We start from the raw sequence: 14,269 nt of genomic DNA on the forward strand, positions 1-14,269 counted from the left end.
CAATCTAGCTCAAAATGGCAACAGTGAACGGAACTGAGCGACGACCCCGTTCGAGTTGTTTCGCCGGTACTCCTCGAAGGGCTGATGGAGCGCGTTCAACAGCTCCTGACGCGAGTCGAACTGTTGTGCCGGGACTCTCTCGAGCATCTCGCTCAGCGGTACGTCGTTCCCGTGAACGTCATAGGGAACGTTCTCGTGGCCGATCTCGGCTCTGACATCGTCCTTCGTGGCCGGAAAGGAGAGGTCGGACTCGCTGAGATGAGCGTCGACGGCCGCGATGCCGAACTCGATACTGTCGGGTTCCTCGTCGTCTCCGCTCGATGGTGGCCGGACTCCCATACCTGTACCTCCCGCTACGGAGCCGGATATAAAAATGCCTGTGGAGACGGCAGCGGAGTGTCACCGAACAGTGACTGTCGGTCGAACGTATCGACGCTGTCAACTGCCCGCTGTCAGCCGTCTCCTGTCAACCGCCCTCGGCTACCAGCGATTCCGGCCAGCAGCAACCGCACCAACGGAAATCCTGACAGACAGCAACCGCACCAACGGCAATCCTGGCCGACAGCCGCGTGAGCTATCAGTCACCGGTTCGACGGCGATCACCGGCCTGTCGACACGCATTTGGGGCCCGCGACGGAGTATGGCATATGACCGACTATACCACGGTGTCGATTCCGAAGGATCTCGCGGACCGCGTCGAGGATACCATCGAGGGAACGAGCTTCCAGAGCACGAGCGACCTCGTCAGATTTCTGCTGCGCAGCATCGTCATCCAGCACCAGCGGGAGGGCGAACTCACCGAAGCCGAGTTCGAGGAGATCACCGAACAGCTCCGCGGGTTGGGCTATCTCGAGTGACCCGCCCTGTACTGGCCTGCGTCGCTCCGGGTTGCCCCGCCCCGTCCGCCTCGAGCGACCCGGGTCCGCGGCCGACTCCGCATCGAACGCTCACCTGGGACCGCAGACGGCCACGATAGAGGGCCCGGGACAGCGCTTTTCCGCCTCGAGCGCATAGCTATGCGCGAGGGAGATGCATGCCTCACATCCCGGACTTCCCATCCAACGACAGTGACGACGATGGACGCGACCGGAACCCCGATCGCATCATCGACCGGATCATCGGTGACGGAGAGCTACCGGTCGGGGGTTGACCCCATACTTCAGCTTTTTTGAGATCGCCAGATCCCAGTAACGAGTGAGCATCACTGCCTGACGGATAGCAGTCGCGCTACGCAGTCGACGTGTCTGGTCACCGTCGGTCGGACGGTATCGATCAATCGGTCAACGACTGCCCCGGTGGCGAGGCGTCGATGATTTCGAGGGTCCGCCGGTTGCCGCTCCGGTCGAACGCGGCGAACGACCGATCGTCGGGTCCCCACGGCGGGACGGCGACGAAGACGACTTCTGCCAGGTGGTCCCGGCGCGTCACCTCGAGCTCGCCGACGGGGTGGGAGACGAACCGGCCCTGGGCCTGGCGCGCGGGCGTCGAGAGATCGACGCCGAAGACGGCGTTGACGGAGTTGTCGGGATCGGGGAGAAAGAAGTCCGTGAAAACGGGTGTTTCGGGCGGGATCGCGTCCGCGCCCTCGAGTTCGCTCGCCGGCGTGACCGAAACGCCGGTCGTCACGTCGTTAGGGTCGGCGTCGCTCGCCAGGTCCAGCAGGACGTCGACGAGCGCGCGAGTTACGTAGACCACAGGGTCCCTTTGGGTGGCCGGGAGTTTAGCTGTATGCCTCTCCAGGGAGCCTCGCTGTCTCGTCCCGATTGATTTTCCGGTCGCGTTAGCAGTGGCGGTGAGGGTGCCAAGCCCCCCGTCCTCACCGAGCGAGCAATGCGAGCGAGTAGGGCGGGGATACGGCACCCGCACGAGTCACAAACACGTAAGAATCAGAATTTTTACAACCGACCGTTTTGAACACAGAGTGAAGTCGTATGATGTACAGCCCGCGGTACCGACTCTTCCCAGATGCCAAGCAACGCGAGGTACTGGACTGGACGCGGGATACAGTACGGCAAGTGTACAACCACGCACTCCGCGAATTCAACCAAATTCCAGCGGACGCTGGAACGCTCCGGCAACGCGTCTGGAGTGTACGCGACACGCTCCCCGCGATAAAAGACTGGTGGTCAGACCTCAAGCAGGTTTACTCCACCGTCTTACAGAAAGCCGTCGAACGCATCCGCGATAATATCCAGAACCTCGGGAAACTCAAAGCCAAAGGCTACGACGTGGGGTCGTTGAACTGGAAAAAGCCGCGAGAGTACAGGAGTTTTACGTACCGGCAATCGGGCTTCGAACTCGACAAGAAGAGTGGCCCGAACGGACGCGGACTCCTTATCCTCAAGAAACTCAAGGGCGAAACCCGTGAGATCCCGATTCGACTCCACCGTGACCTCCCCGACCACAAACAAATCAAAGAGGTCACGCTCAAGAAAGAACCGACCGGCGCGTGGTATGTCTCGTTCTGCATCAAGACGGACGAACCCGAGAAACCCGCTATCGAAGATATCAATCCCGATGACACTGTGGGTCTTGACCTCGGTGTGCTCAACTTCGTTCACGACTCGGACGGTCGCTCGATCGGGCGGCTCGACTTATCTGCCGACCGCGAGCGGCTCGAACGCGAGCAACGCTCGCTCTCGCGGAAGGAGTACAAATCAAACAACTGGGAGGAGCAACGCCGCCGCGTCGCGGAAGTCCACGCGCGGATGACCGCAAAAAAGCGCGATTACAAGCACAAGCTCGCGCACTTCTACACCACCGAATACGACGCCGTGTTCGTCGAAGACCTCAACGTCAAGGGGATGCTCGAATCCCGACAGAACGCGCGGAACAAGGCCGAAGTCGGCTGGCGAGACTTTATCACCATCCTCAAACATCACGGCAAAAAGAACGGCTGTCACGTTGTGGAAGTCGAGCCACGGGGAACTACCAAGGAGTGTGCGGCGTGTGGTGTTGAGACTCGGAAACCGATATGGGTTCGAGAGCACTCGTGTCCAGCGTGCGGATTCGAACTTGACCGAGACTGGAACGCAGCGTTGAACGTCCTCTCGCATGGCCTGAAGAAACTAGGAGTGGTTCACTCCGAAGACACGCCTGTGGAGACTGCGACCACTGTGGACTCCTTTATGGTATCTGCAAGTCGCGTCGTCGAAACAGGAAGCCCCGCCCTCATGGAGCCTGCGAAGCAGGCGAGTAGGGCGGGGTAGTTCACACGGGGAGCAGCTCCTTGGCCATGGTAGCGTACAGCCGCGGCGCACCCTTTCTGGAGTTCGCGAGCGCGGTCTCGAGGACGCGCGCGGCGTCTGCCATCACGCCGGTGCCGTGGCCGACGAGCACGCGCTCGGGTGCGACGCCGCGGAGGGGCGTTCGCGGCGGTGTCAGCCGTAACATTGGATGGACGCCGAGTTCCTCGTCGCCGGCCCGGAAGAACGCCACCGTCCCGACCGTTTCGGGGACGACGAGCGTCCCGTCGGCCGGGTTGTAGAGGGCGACTTCCTGCCAGAAACGGTTGTCGACGACCGTGATGGCACGAATCCCGGTATCAGAGAGTTCGTCGTCGAAGCGGGCGACCGCGGCGTCGATGTCTTCGGTGACGCCGTCGAAGAATTCGGGCAGGTAGACGGGGACATCGTGGCGGTCCGCGACCGCAGCGGCGTCGCGCTTGTGCCGGTCGAGCGTGACGACGACGCCGGCCACGTCGCCGAACTCGGCGAAGAGGTCGTCGATCCCCGCGGCGTCGACCGGGTCGATCACCCAGACCTCGCCGTCGACCGCGAGGGCGTGGCTGGCACGTTGCATCCGTTCGTCGGGGTGGGCGATCCAGCCGACGCCGTTCTCGAAGCGGTCGATCTCGCGGAACTCGGTCTCGCGTTCGTCGACGCGGGAAGTCATACCGCCATCCTACGGCCCGTCGCTGCATAAACCTCGGCGGTCGGCCGCGCTCGAGCGAGGGACAGCCGACATACTATGCACTTCCCGCGCATACGGCCACCTATGCTAACCGGGCTCGCCTGGCTCGCTCTCGAGGCCAAGTCCCTCGAGGCCGCGGGGACGTTCTACGAGGAGACGCTGGGACTGACGGGTCGCGAGCGCGGGGCGGAGGAACTCGTCTTCGCGGCGGGCGACACCGATCTCGTGCTCCGACGACCGGCGGCGCTCCCGCGGGGCGGGCTCCACACGCACTTCGCGTTCTCGATTCCCGCGGCCGAGTACGACGACTGGTGGGACCGCCTCGACGACGACTACGACCTCGAGGAGGCGCGCTTCGGCCCCTCCCGGTCGCTCTACCTGTACGATCCCGACGGCAACTGCGTCGAACTCGGTCAACAGGACGTCGCGGGGCCGGGAATCGACGGCATCTTCGAGGTCGTCCTCGAGGTCGCGGATCTGGAGCGCGCGCAGGCCTTCTACGGGAATCTCGGATTCGAAACGGTCGACGAGGGCGACGACCGAAAGCGCGTCCGACTCCACGGGCCGATGGCTCTCGAGCTCTGGGAACCCCACCTCGGAATCGCCGACGCCCGCGGCGGCGTCCACGTCGACCTCGGATTCGAAACCGACGAGCCGGCCGCTGCACTCGAGACGGTGGGCGATCGAATCAGTTCGCTCGAGCGAGAGTCAGATGAGGAGGTCGTCGTCCGCGATCCGGACGGCCACTTCCTGACGTTTACCGTGTGACTGTTGCCGCGGCGTGAACGCGTCTACGCTTCGGACCAAACCACCGCGCGGTGGCGCGTGCGGTGCGGCGACGAGCCCGTGGCGAGTCGTCGCTCAAATACACGCGAGGGATGAGCGAATAGTGCGGGACCAAAGGTCCCGTATACCATGCGAACGGCGCTTCGCGCCGTGAGCAGACGCAGTGAGCGAATCGGCTGGGGAGGGCGTGGCCCTTCCGTGTTGCCAGTATCAGTAGAACACGCTTCTTCATTCATCGAGGCGCAATCGAGACGCCATCCAAATTCGACCGATTCTCCTTTGCGGGCGCGTTCGCGAGGCGATTACAGTCGCTCTGTACTTACGTCCACGCCGGGCGGTGTCACGAGCAGAAACCCCCGGAAGTGGACGAGATTCCCGCCCGACTCCTTGATGTCTCGCGCGAATCCCGCGGCCAGTTCGTTCACGTCGCCGTCGACGTTGAGCACGAGCACGTTCCCCTTCGAAATCGCCTCGAGCCACTCGTCGTCCGGCGTCTCTCCGTCGAGGAAGCCGAGGATGATACTGCCCTCGAGCTCGAGTTCGTCGTCGATGTGCTCCTCGACGGTCCGAAGGTCGAGGTCGAAATCGCTCATACGAGGTGGCTCGAACCGGGACGAGAAAAACGTTCTCCCACGAAGTTCTTCTCAGCGATGCGGATACTTCTCCGGTGAAGAGTGCATACCGGAAAGGGAAGAGTGGGCCGAGTGGATAGATACTTGAATATGTGGGTACAATGTATGTACAAGAGGGAGTTTGCAAATGGGAAATACACGAGTCAACTTTCGGCTTCCGGAAAACTTGGTTCAGAAAACCGACGTCGCAGCCGAGATCATGCATAAAAACCGGACGGAAATCCTCAAAGAGGCCCTCCAAGAATACCTAGAAGACGTAGAGGACGACGAAAAATTCAAAGAAGCAGTCATCGAACTCTACTTGGACGATCAAATCTCCTTCGAGGTGCTCAAAGAATTCATCGGTAGGCAGGACGCTGAAGCAGTAAAGGCGTCGAAAACCCTTCTCGACCAAGGCGAAGAAGTAGCCCAAGAACTTGCCGATCTCTGAAAATCGCAGGTCTCCATTTTGAATGATTGTCGCCGATACGAGCGCCTTGATCACGGTAGCCAGCATTGACCTCCTCGACACCCTGGTATCCGAATTCGATATTCACACCACAGAAACAGTGCTCGAAGAGCTCAAGGCGACCAGCGAGTATGAAGATCGGCATGCAAAAGCCGCTCAGACAGTCTTGGATCAAACTCACCGGATAACCATCCACAACACCGAAAACACTGACTTACAGTCCTCTCGAATAGACGAAGGAGAGGCCACCACCATTGAACTCACAAATCAATTAGAGTCCGATTTCTTGATTACCGACGATCTCCGAGCGCTCCCAGAACTACAAACAGTAGTTGAAGCGAGGGTCGCGATCTCCCCGATCATCCTGAAAGCACTCGTCAAAAGAGACGTGCTCGCCGAAGAAGTGGCTGTAGAAAAACTCGAAGAGGCCGCAAAAAACCGGAACTGGCTCGAATCACCGATATACAGAAGAGCCAGAAACCTATTCAAATGACCACCCGTGCTTTGGGCCGTGCGCAGGTTGTGGCGGTTCTCTTGGACGCTATATCACGTGTAGTCCTGCTTGCGCAGGGGCAGTTACAGGGATCGGCGCAGTAGCTTGTACTGCTTGTCTGTTCACTGTTTACCAAGATATTGGGATTTTACTAGTCGGTGAAGGTATCGGTTCTTTGAGTCCAACAAACGTCTGTCCGTCAGTCCATCGGGAACTCCTTCTGGAAGCCGCGGAACTCGGTTCGGTGGGCCTCCTCGTCCGCGAGAATCGTCACCGCCACGTCCTCCGTGACCGGATCGTTCGCGTCGGTCGCGGCCTCGATCAGCGATCGGTAGGTCTCGATGGCGGACTCCTCGGCCTCGAGGACGCCCTCGATGACCGACTGGACGTCGGTGGTGTCCGCGGGCGGCTGGAGGCTGTGCTGGTTGGCCTCGAACGACTCCGAGCCGGGCGGGGACTCGTCTAGCTGTTTCAGGCGTTCGCCGAGCATTTTCGCGTGGCCGAGCTCCTCCTGAATGTCCTCCTCGAGGCTCGCCTTGACCTCCTCGGCGTGGATGCCATCGAGGACGATCGCGTTGGTCTGGTAGTTCATCACGGTCTCGAGTTCGTCGATATACGCCCCGGTCAGCAGGTCGGTGATCTCGTCGGTCGTCATGCGCGCCGTCCTACCACGACCGGACATAAAACGCTGACACGTGCGACTGCTCCGTTCCGTCGGTTCGGACCCCTACTCGGCGCACGTGCGATGGCTCGCGAGGACCGCGGAGATGCCCCACTCATCGGTCGAGCAGTACCGAGTCTCGACGGACGCTGGATGAATACAGACAATATCTGTCGAAAATCACAGTCCATCATATTCTCCGCACTCGAGGAGGGGTGCAGTGGTCGAACGTCCATAGCTGACCGCGCGCCAGCGCTCGAACGAGGCGAACGAGAGCGAACGGCCGGTAATTCGCGTTCGCTGCCCGATATTCCGGGCTGATTGCCGGATAGCGCCTAAACAGTATTAGGAGATACTATTAGATAATAGGTCGCTGCAGTCGTGCGGTTTCGAGCCGAATCCGATCGAAACTGGCAGCGCTCGCGACGACCGTCCGCCGCTCACAGCGTTAGGTTTATATATCTCGTCGCACCTCGGATTCAGATACAATGTCTTCACAAGACAGCCCATCCTCTGATACCAATCAGGGGGGTCGAGTTCTTCCAGGGCACGTTAGATTCCACTGACGAAATAGAGTCAGCACGTGTCTTCGATACGACCCTCCGGGACGGCGAGCAGTCGCCCGGCACATCGTTTTCCTACGACGACAAACGGCAGATCGCGTCCATCCTGGACGAGATGGGAACCCACGTCATCGAGGCCGGATTCCCCGTCAACTCGGACGCCGAGTTCGAGGCCGTTCGTGACATCGCTTCGGCTACCAGTTCGACGACCTGCGGGTTAGCCCGCGTCGTCGACGGGGACATCGAAGCGGCGCTCGATTCCGGCGTCGAGATGGTGCACACGTTCGTGTCCACCAGCGACGTCCAGATCGAGGATTCGATGCACGCCACCCGGGAGGAAGTCGTACAGCGCGCAGTCGACTCGGTCGAACGCATCAAAGAGGCGGGCGTGACCTGCATGTTCTCGCCGATGGATGCGACTCGAACCGACGAGGAGTACCTGCTCGAGGTCATCGAGGCGGTCTCGGACGCGGGTACCGACTGGATCAACATTCCGGACACGTGCGGCGTCGCGACGCCGACCCGCTTTCGGGCCATGATCGAAAAGGTCTGTGCCCACACCGACGCGCGGGTCGACGTGCACACGCACGACGATTTCGGGCTGGCCACCGCCAACGCGTTGGCCGGTATCGAGGCCGGCGCGGCCCAGGCGCAGGTGTCGGTCAACTCGATCGGCGAGCGGGCCGGCAACGCCGCCTACGAGGAGTACGTGATGGCCGTCGAGTCGCTCTACCAGTGCGATACGGGGATCGACACGACGCGCATCACCGAGCTATCGGAGATCGTCGAGGAGAAAAGCGGGATGGATACGCCGGGCAACAAACCCGTCGTCGGCGACAACGCCTTCTCCCACGAGAGCGGCATCCACGCCGCCGGCGTTATCGAAAACTCCGACACCTTCGAACCCGGCGTCATGACCCCCGAGATGGTCGGTGCCGAGCGCAAGCTCGTCATGGGGAAACACACCGGCACCCACTCGGTCCGGGAGCGGCTCGTCGAGTGCGGCTTCGACCCCACCGACGAGCAGGTCAGGGCGGTCACCCGCCGCGTCAAGGACTACGGAGCCGAGAAGCGCCGCGTGACGGTCGACATCCTCGAGCGCTTCGCCGAAGAGGCTGGCGTCGAACGCCAGCAGGACCAGGAGGAGGTGCGCGCCTGAGGAATGTCCTCACCGTTTGCCACCGGCCGCGAGCCCCTGCTGTCGCGCTCGAGCGGACGGACGGATGCGACTCGTAAGGATTATGACCCTCGAGGGAGCTACGTAGACAGTAATGACGGTCCGCGCTCCCCTGTCGGCTCGCGTTCGCACGGTCGACACCAGCGCGCTCGCTCCGATTCGTATTGTAGGGGCGTTCTAGCCCCATTTTCAGTACCTCGTAGCGTCGGACCGGAATCCGCATCGTTCTCCGAGCGATCACTATCCCAGCAGATGACACACTACCGTACACCACGAGATCGCCGCACACCGGCGGGAGGCAACCGATGAGCGAACGCGCAGCAAAGGTCACACCACCGGACGACGAACAGGACGACGACCAAATTACCGACAGCGCCGCACCCGACGCGGCCACCGAGGACGACTCGGCGGCCGGCGACGCCGAGACGACGCCCGCCCCCGTCACGTCGGGCGCGGAAGCCGTCGTTCGCGCGCTCGAGAACGCGGGCGTCGAGTACGCCTTCGGCGTCCAGGGCGGAGCGATCATGCCCGTCTACGACGCGCTTTATGACTCGGACATTCGTCATGTGACGATGGCCCACGAGCAGGGCGCGGCCCACGCGGCCGACGCATACGGCATCGTCTCGGGCGAGCCGGGCGTCTGCCTCGCAACCTCGGGGCCGGGCGCGACAAACCTCGTTACCGGCATCGCGGACGCCGACATGGACTCGGATCCGCTGCTCGCGCTGACGGGACAGGTCTCGACGGATTTCGTCGGCAACGACGCGTTCCAGGAGACCGATACCACGGGCGTCACGACGCCGATCACGAAGGACAACACCTTCGCGAGTGACTCGGATCGCGTCGGCAGCGACGTCAGCGAGGCGTTCGCGCTCGCCGACGCGGGCCGGCCGGGACCGACCCTGGTCGACCTCCCCAAAGACGTCACGAACGGCGAGACCGACTGCGAGCCCGACGCCCCCGCAGTTCCTGACACCTATCGGGTGCAGGAGCAAGCGGATCCGGAGATCGTCGCGGCCGCGGCCGAGCGGATCGAGAACGCCGACCGCCCCGCCATATTGCTCGGCGGCGGCGTCATCAAGGGCGAGGCCAGCGAGGCCTGCCGAGAGTTCGCCATCGAACACGAGATCCCGGTCATCACGACGATGCCCGGCATCGGCGCGTTCCCCGAGGATCACGAACTCTCCCTCGAGATGGCGGGCATGCACGGCACCGGCTACGCCAACATGGCGATCACCCACTGCGATACGCTGATCGGGATCGGGACCCGATTCGACGACCGGCTGACCGGCGGGATCGAGACCTTCGCGCCCGACGCGGAGCTCATCCACGTCGACATCGACCCCGCGGAGATTTCGAAGAACATCCACGCGGACTACCCGCTGATCGGCGACGCCGAAACGGTCGTCGAGCAACTCTCCGAGGCCGTCGACGCCTCGCCGGAAGCGAAGAAGTGGCGCGCGCAGTGCCAGCAGTGGAAATCCGACTATTCGATGGCCTACGATGCACCCGAGGACGAGCCGGTCCAGCCGGAGTTTGTCGTCGAGGCACTCGACGAGGCCACGAGCGACCGAGCGATCGTCACCACCGGTGTCGGCCAACACCAGATGTGGGCCTGTCAGTACTGGACCTACACTGAGCCCCGCACCTGGGTCTCGAGTCACGGGCTCGGGACGATGGGCTACGGGCTGCCCTCGGCGATCGGCGCGCGACTCGCGGCCGACGACGATCAGGAGGTCGTCTGCATCGACGGCGACGGCTCGTTCCTGATGACGCTGCAGGGCCTGTCGGTCGCCGTCCGCGAGAACCTCGATATCACGGTTGCCGTGCTCAACAACGAGTACATCGGCATGGTTCGACAGTGGCAAGACGCCTTCTTCGACGGCCGTCACTCCGCGTCGGACTACCACTGGATGCCGGAGTTCGACAAGCTCGCGGAGGCCTTCGGTGCGAGTGGGTACCGGATCGACGACTACGACGACGTCGCCGAAACGATCGACGCCGCGATCGCCTACGACGGCCCGTCGGTGATCGACGTTCATATCGATCCCGACGCTAACGTCTACCCGATGGTGCCAAGCGGCGGCGACAACGGTCAGTTCGCACTGACGGAGGACCAGCTATGAAACGCGGTCTCGACGGGCCCGAACCCGAAACGCGCCCGACCCCCGCGGGACGGCGCAACAAACAGGGCATTCGCATCGACCCGGAGGTCGAAGTGACCCACGAGCCCCGGCGCACCGCCATCTCGGCGCTGGTCGAACACGAACCGGGCGTCCTCTCGGACGTCTCGGGACTGTTCTCGAGGCGGCAGTTCAACATCGAGAGCCTGACCGTCGGCCCCACGGAAAACGACGATCACGCGCGAATCACGATCGTCGTCGAGGAACCCGATCCGGGGATCGATCAGGTCGAAAAGCAACTGCGCAAACTGGTGCCGGTGATCTCCGTGCGCGAACTCGAGCCCGACGCGATGCGTCGGGAACTGGCGCTCATCAAGGTCGACGCCGAGCAACCCGGCCAGGTCGCCGCCGTTGCGGACATGTACAACGCCAAGACGGTCGACTCGAGTCCAGAGACGGCGACGATCGAAGTGACCGGCGCGCGCCAGAAGATCGAGGCCGCGATCGACACCTTCAGCCAGTTCGGGATCCGAGAGATTTCCCGGACCGGGACGACGGCACTGGCCCGCGGCACCGATCGGACCGCCGCGTCCGATTCGACAGGACAGTCCGCCGACGAGGCGAACTACGACGGACAATACACAGAGACAGCTACCGATGACTGACGAATTCAACACCGACATCTACTACGACGACGACGCGGATGGATCGTATCTCGAAAACGCGACAGTAGCCGTTCTCGGCTACGGGAGCCAGGGCCACGCCCACGCGCTGAACCTCAACGACAGCGGGGTCGACGTGGTCGTCGGCCTGCGCGAGGACTCGTCCTCGCGCGATGCGGCCGAAGCCGACGGGTTAGACGTGACGACGCCGGTCGAGGCGGCCTCGCAAGCCGACGTCATCTCCGTGCTGGTGCCCGATACGGTTCAGCCGGCGGTCTACGCGGACATCGAATCGGAACTCGAGGAGGGGAACACGCTGCAGTTCGCCCACGGCTTTAACATTCACTACAACCAGATCCAGCCCCCGGAGGGCATCGACGTGACGATGATCGCGCCGAAATCACCGGGCCATCTGGTTCGCCGCAACTACGAGAACGACGAGGGAACCCCCGGACTGCTCGCGGTCTACCAGGACGAAACCGGCGATGCGAAGGAACGTGCGCTCGCGTACGGGAAGGGAATCGGCTGTACTCGCGCCGGCGTCGTCGAGACGAGCTTCCGCGAGGAGACCGAGACGGACATCTTCGGCGAGCAGGCCGTCCTCTGTGGCGGGATCGCCGAACTGATCAAAACAGGCTACGAGACGTTGGTCGACGCCGGCTACAGCCCCGAGATGGCCTACTTCGAGTGCATGAACGAGATGAAGCTCATCGTCGACCTCATGTACGAGGGCGGGCTCGGCGCGATGTGGGACTCCGTTTCCGACACCGCCGAGTACGGCGGGCTCACCCGCGGCGACGACGTGATCGACGACCACGTTCGCGAGAACATGGACGAAGTGCTCGAGCAGGTCCAGAACGGCGAGTTCGCGACCGAGTGGATCTCGGAGAATCAGGCGAACCGGCCCGTCTACACGCAACTCAACCAGGCCGAGAAGGACCACGAGATCGAGGAGGTCGGCGAGCGACTGCGCGACCTGTTCAGCTGGGCCGAGGAGGGAGAAACCGAAGACGAAGCGGAGTCCGCCACGGTGCAGGCGGACGACTGACACCGGAACCCGAGAACCATGAGCGAAAACGACAAAACGACTGATACGATGGGCGAGATCAGCCACACGAATCCCCACACGGGGGAGACGGCTGGCCGGCTGTTCAGCCGCGGGCCGATCGTCGCCGCCGACGGCGGCACGTCGGAGACGACCGAGGCCGACGGAGCGGACGAGAGTACCGACACGACCGGAACGATGAGCGACGTCGACCACACGCCGCCGAAGCGGGCCGACGACGCGAACCGCGTCTTCGAGCGCGGGACCGAACACGGACGACAGTCCGATAGCGATACGGTGGGAGAGGAATGAGCAAGGGCACACTGTACGACAAGGTCTGGGATCGCCACAAAGTCACGACGCTGCCGACCGGACAGGATCAGCTGTTCGTCGGACTCCACCTCATCCACGAGGTCACGAGCCCGCAGGCGTTCGGGATGCTCCGCGAGCGCGACCTCGAGGTCGCCTTTCCGAAGCTGACCCACGCGACGGTCGACCACATCGTGCCGACGGCCGACCAGTCCCGCCCCTACAAGGAGGACGCGGCCGAGGAGATGATGGCCGAACTCGAGGCGAACGTCCGTGACGCGGGCATCGAGTTCTCGGACCCGACGACGGGCGATCAGGGGATCGTCCACGTCATCGGACCGGAGCAGGGAATCACTCAGCCCGGCAAGACGATCGTCTGTGGAGACTCTCACACCTCCACCCACGGTGCCTTCGGCGCGCTCGCGTTCGGCATCGGGACCTCCCAGATCCGCGACGTGCTCGCGACGGGCACCGTCGCCATGGAGAAGCAAAAGGTCCGCAAGATCCAGATCGACGGCGAACTCGGCGACGGTGTCGAAGCGAAGGACGTCATCCTCGAGATCATCCGTCGCCTGGGTACCGAGGGCGGCGTCGGCTACGTCTACGAGTACGCCGGCGAGGCCATCGAGAGCCTGGGGATGGAAGGGCGGATGTCGATCTGTAACATGTCCATCGAGGGCGGCGCTCGCGCGGGCTACGTCAATCCCGACGAGACCACCTACGAGTGGATGAAAGAGACGGACTACTTCCAGGAGAACCCGGAGAAGTTCGACGAACTCAAACCCTACTGGGAGTCGATCCGCTCCGATGCGGACGCCGAGTACGACGACGTCGTCCACATCGACGCGAACGAACTCGAGCCGGTCGTCACCTGGGGGACCACGCCCGGGCAGGGAGTCGGGATCTCCGATCCGATTCCGGAACCGGAGTCACTGCCGAAAGAGAAGCGGGACACGGCCCGACGCGCGCAAGAACACATGCGCGTCGAGCCCGGCGAGACGATGGAGGGGTACGACATCGACGTCGCCTTCCTCGGCTCCTGTACGAACGCCCGCCTGCCGGACCTGCGACGCGCCGCTCGGATCGTCGAGGGTCGACAGGTCGACGACGACGTCCGCGCGATGGTCGTCCCCGGCAGCCAGCGCGTGCAGCGAACTGCCGAGGCGGAAGGCCTCAAGGACACCTTCGAGGAAGCTGGCTTCGAGTGGCGAAACGCCGGCTGTTCGATGTGTCTCGGCATGAACGAAGACCAACTCGAGGGCGACGAGGCCTGTGCCTCCTCCTCGAACCGGAACTTCGTCGGCCGGCAGGGCTCGAAGGACGGCCGGACCGTCCTGATGAGTCCGCGGATGGTCGCCGCAGCGGCGATCAACGGAGAGGTCTCTGACGTGCGCGATCTGAAGGAGGTGAATCTGGCGTGAGTAGCGAGACGCGAAGCGTCTCGGAAATGCGAACGGG

General features: G+C 62.9%; 16 protein-coding genes. 11 read left to right on the top strand and 5 right to left on the bottom strand.

Annotated elements, in window-relative coordinates; translation table 11 throughout:
• Positions 1-9 precede the first annotated feature (9 nt).
• Positions 10-339: a DUF5789 family protein gene (locus tag CP556_RS13050; protein ID WP_098726022.1), complete on the bottom strand. Its 330-nt coding sequence runs from the start codon at positions 337-339 to the stop codon at positions 10-12.
• Between the two features lie 308 nt (positions 340-647).
• Here CP556_RS13050 and CP556_RS13055 point away from each other — a divergent pair, with 308 nt between their 5' ends.
• Positions 648-857: a ribbon-helix-helix domain-containing protein gene (locus CP556_RS13055; protein ID WP_098726023.1), complete on the top strand. Its 210-nt coding sequence runs from the start codon at positions 648-650 to the stop codon at positions 855-857.
• A 415-nt stretch (positions 858-1,272) separates the two neighbouring features.
• Here CP556_RS13055 and CP556_RS13060 read toward each other — a convergent pair whose 3' ends face one another.
• Positions 1,273-1,695: a JAB/MPN domain protein-containing protein gene (locus tag CP556_RS13060; RefSeq protein WP_098726024.1), complete on the bottom strand. Its 423-nt coding sequence runs from the start codon at positions 1,693-1,695 to the stop codon at positions 1,273-1,275.
• A 236-nt stretch (positions 1,696-1,931) separates the two neighbouring features.
• Between CP556_RS13060 and CP556_RS13065 the strand changes: the two genes are divergently transcribed.
• A complete protein-coding gene (locus tag CP556_RS13065; protein WP_098726025.1) occupies positions 1,932-3,209 on the top strand; it encodes an RNA-guided endonuclease InsQ/TnpB family protein in 1,278 nt (425 codons plus the stop codon).
• A 1-nt stretch (position 3,210) separates the two neighbouring features.
• On the opposite strand, the gene CP556_RS13070 is transcribed toward CP556_RS13065, so the two are convergent.
• A complete protein-coding gene (locus tag CP556_RS13070; protein ID WP_098726026.1) occupies positions 3,211-3,894 on the bottom strand; it encodes a hypothetical protein in 684 nt (227 codons plus the stop codon).
• Between the two features lie 102 nt (positions 3,895-3,996).
• Here CP556_RS13070 and CP556_RS13075 point away from each other — a divergent pair, with 102 nt between their 5' ends.
• Positions 3,997-4,680, top strand: coding sequence for a VOC family protein (locus tag CP556_RS13075; RefSeq protein ID WP_098726027.1), 684 nt, complete (start codon positions 3,997-3,999; stop codon positions 4,678-4,680).
• Between the two features lie 320 nt (positions 4,681-5,000).
• Here the strand turns inward: CP556_RS13075 and CP556_RS13080 are convergent, their stop codons facing one another.
• Positions 5,001-5,291, bottom strand: coding sequence for a DUF5779 family protein (locus CP556_RS13080; protein ID WP_098726028.1), 291 nt, complete (start codon positions 5,289-5,291; stop codon positions 5,001-5,003).
• Positions 5,292-5,457: 166 nt separating this feature from the next.
• On the opposite strand from CP556_RS13080, the gene CP556_RS13085 reads away from it, so the two are divergent.
• Together CP556_RS13085 and CP556_RS13090 are read left to right on the top strand one after the other, a co-directional pair.
• Positions 5,458-5,760, top strand: a complete 303-nt coding sequence (locus CP556_RS13085; RefSeq protein ID WP_098726029.1) for a ribbon-helix-helix protein, CopG family — start codon at positions 5,458-5,460, stop codon at positions 5,758-5,760.
• A 22-nt stretch (positions 5,761-5,782) separates the two neighbouring features.
• Positions 5,783-6,271: a PIN domain-containing protein gene (locus tag CP556_RS13090; RefSeq protein ID WP_098726030.1), complete on the top strand. Its 489-nt coding sequence runs from the start codon at positions 5,783-5,785 to the stop codon at positions 6,269-6,271.
• 199 nt (positions 6,272-6,470) lie between these two features.
• Here the strand turns inward: CP556_RS13090 and CP556_RS13095 are convergent, their stop codons facing one another.
• Positions 6,471-6,926: a ferritin-like domain-containing protein gene (locus CP556_RS13095; RefSeq protein WP_098726031.1), complete on the bottom strand. Its 456-nt coding sequence runs from the start codon at positions 6,924-6,926 to the stop codon at positions 6,471-6,473.
• Between the two features lie 483 nt (positions 6,927-7,409).
• Between CP556_RS13095 and CP556_RS13100 the strand changes: the two genes are divergently transcribed.
• From CP556_RS13100 to leuC, 6 genes are all read left to right on the top strand, one after another.
• Positions 7,410-8,654 (top strand): LeuA family protein, encoded by a 1,245-nt coding sequence (locus tag CP556_RS13100; protein ID WP_394340741.1) that lies wholly within the window; start codon positions 7,410-7,412, stop codon positions 8,652-8,654.
• 323 nt (positions 8,655-8,977) lie between these two features.
• Positions 8,978-10,798 (top strand): biosynthetic-type acetolactate synthase large subunit, encoded by a 1,821-nt coding sequence (gene ilvB, locus CP556_RS13105; protein ID WP_098726032.1) that lies wholly within the window; start codon positions 8,978-8,980, stop codon positions 10,796-10,798.
• Positions 10,795-11,460: an acetolactate synthase small subunit gene (ilvN, locus tag CP556_RS13110; RefSeq protein ID WP_098726033.1), complete on the top strand. Its 666-nt coding sequence runs from the start codon at positions 10,795-10,797 to the stop codon at positions 11,458-11,460. The genes ilvB and ilvN overlap by 4 nt, the downstream gene beginning before the upstream one ends.
• A complete protein-coding gene (ilvC, locus tag CP556_RS13115) occupies positions 11,453-12,505 on the top strand; it encodes a ketol-acid reductoisomerase (protein ID WP_098726034.1) in 1,053 nt (350 codons plus the stop codon). The genes ilvN and ilvC overlap by 8 nt, the downstream gene beginning before the upstream one ends.
• An 18-nt stretch (positions 12,506-12,523) precedes the next feature.
• Positions 12,524-12,814 (top strand): DUF7989 family protein, encoded by a 291-nt coding sequence (locus tag CP556_RS13120; RefSeq protein ID WP_098726035.1) that lies wholly within the window; start codon positions 12,524-12,526, stop codon positions 12,812-12,814.
• Complete coding sequence (gene leuC / locus CP556_RS13125) at positions 12,811-14,232, top strand: 3-isopropylmalate dehydratase large subunit (protein WP_098726036.1); 1,422 nt, start codon at positions 12,811-12,813, stop codon at positions 14,230-14,232. Before CP556_RS13120 ends, leuC begins: the two co-directional genes overlap by 4 nt.
• Positions 14,233-14,269: the final 37 nt, after the last annotated feature.

It is taken from the genome of Natrinema sp. CBA1119 (genome assembly GCF_002572525.1).
In the GTDB taxonomy this organism is placed as follows: domain Archaea; phylum Halobacteriota; class Halobacteria; order Halobacteriales; family Natrialbaceae; genus Natrinema.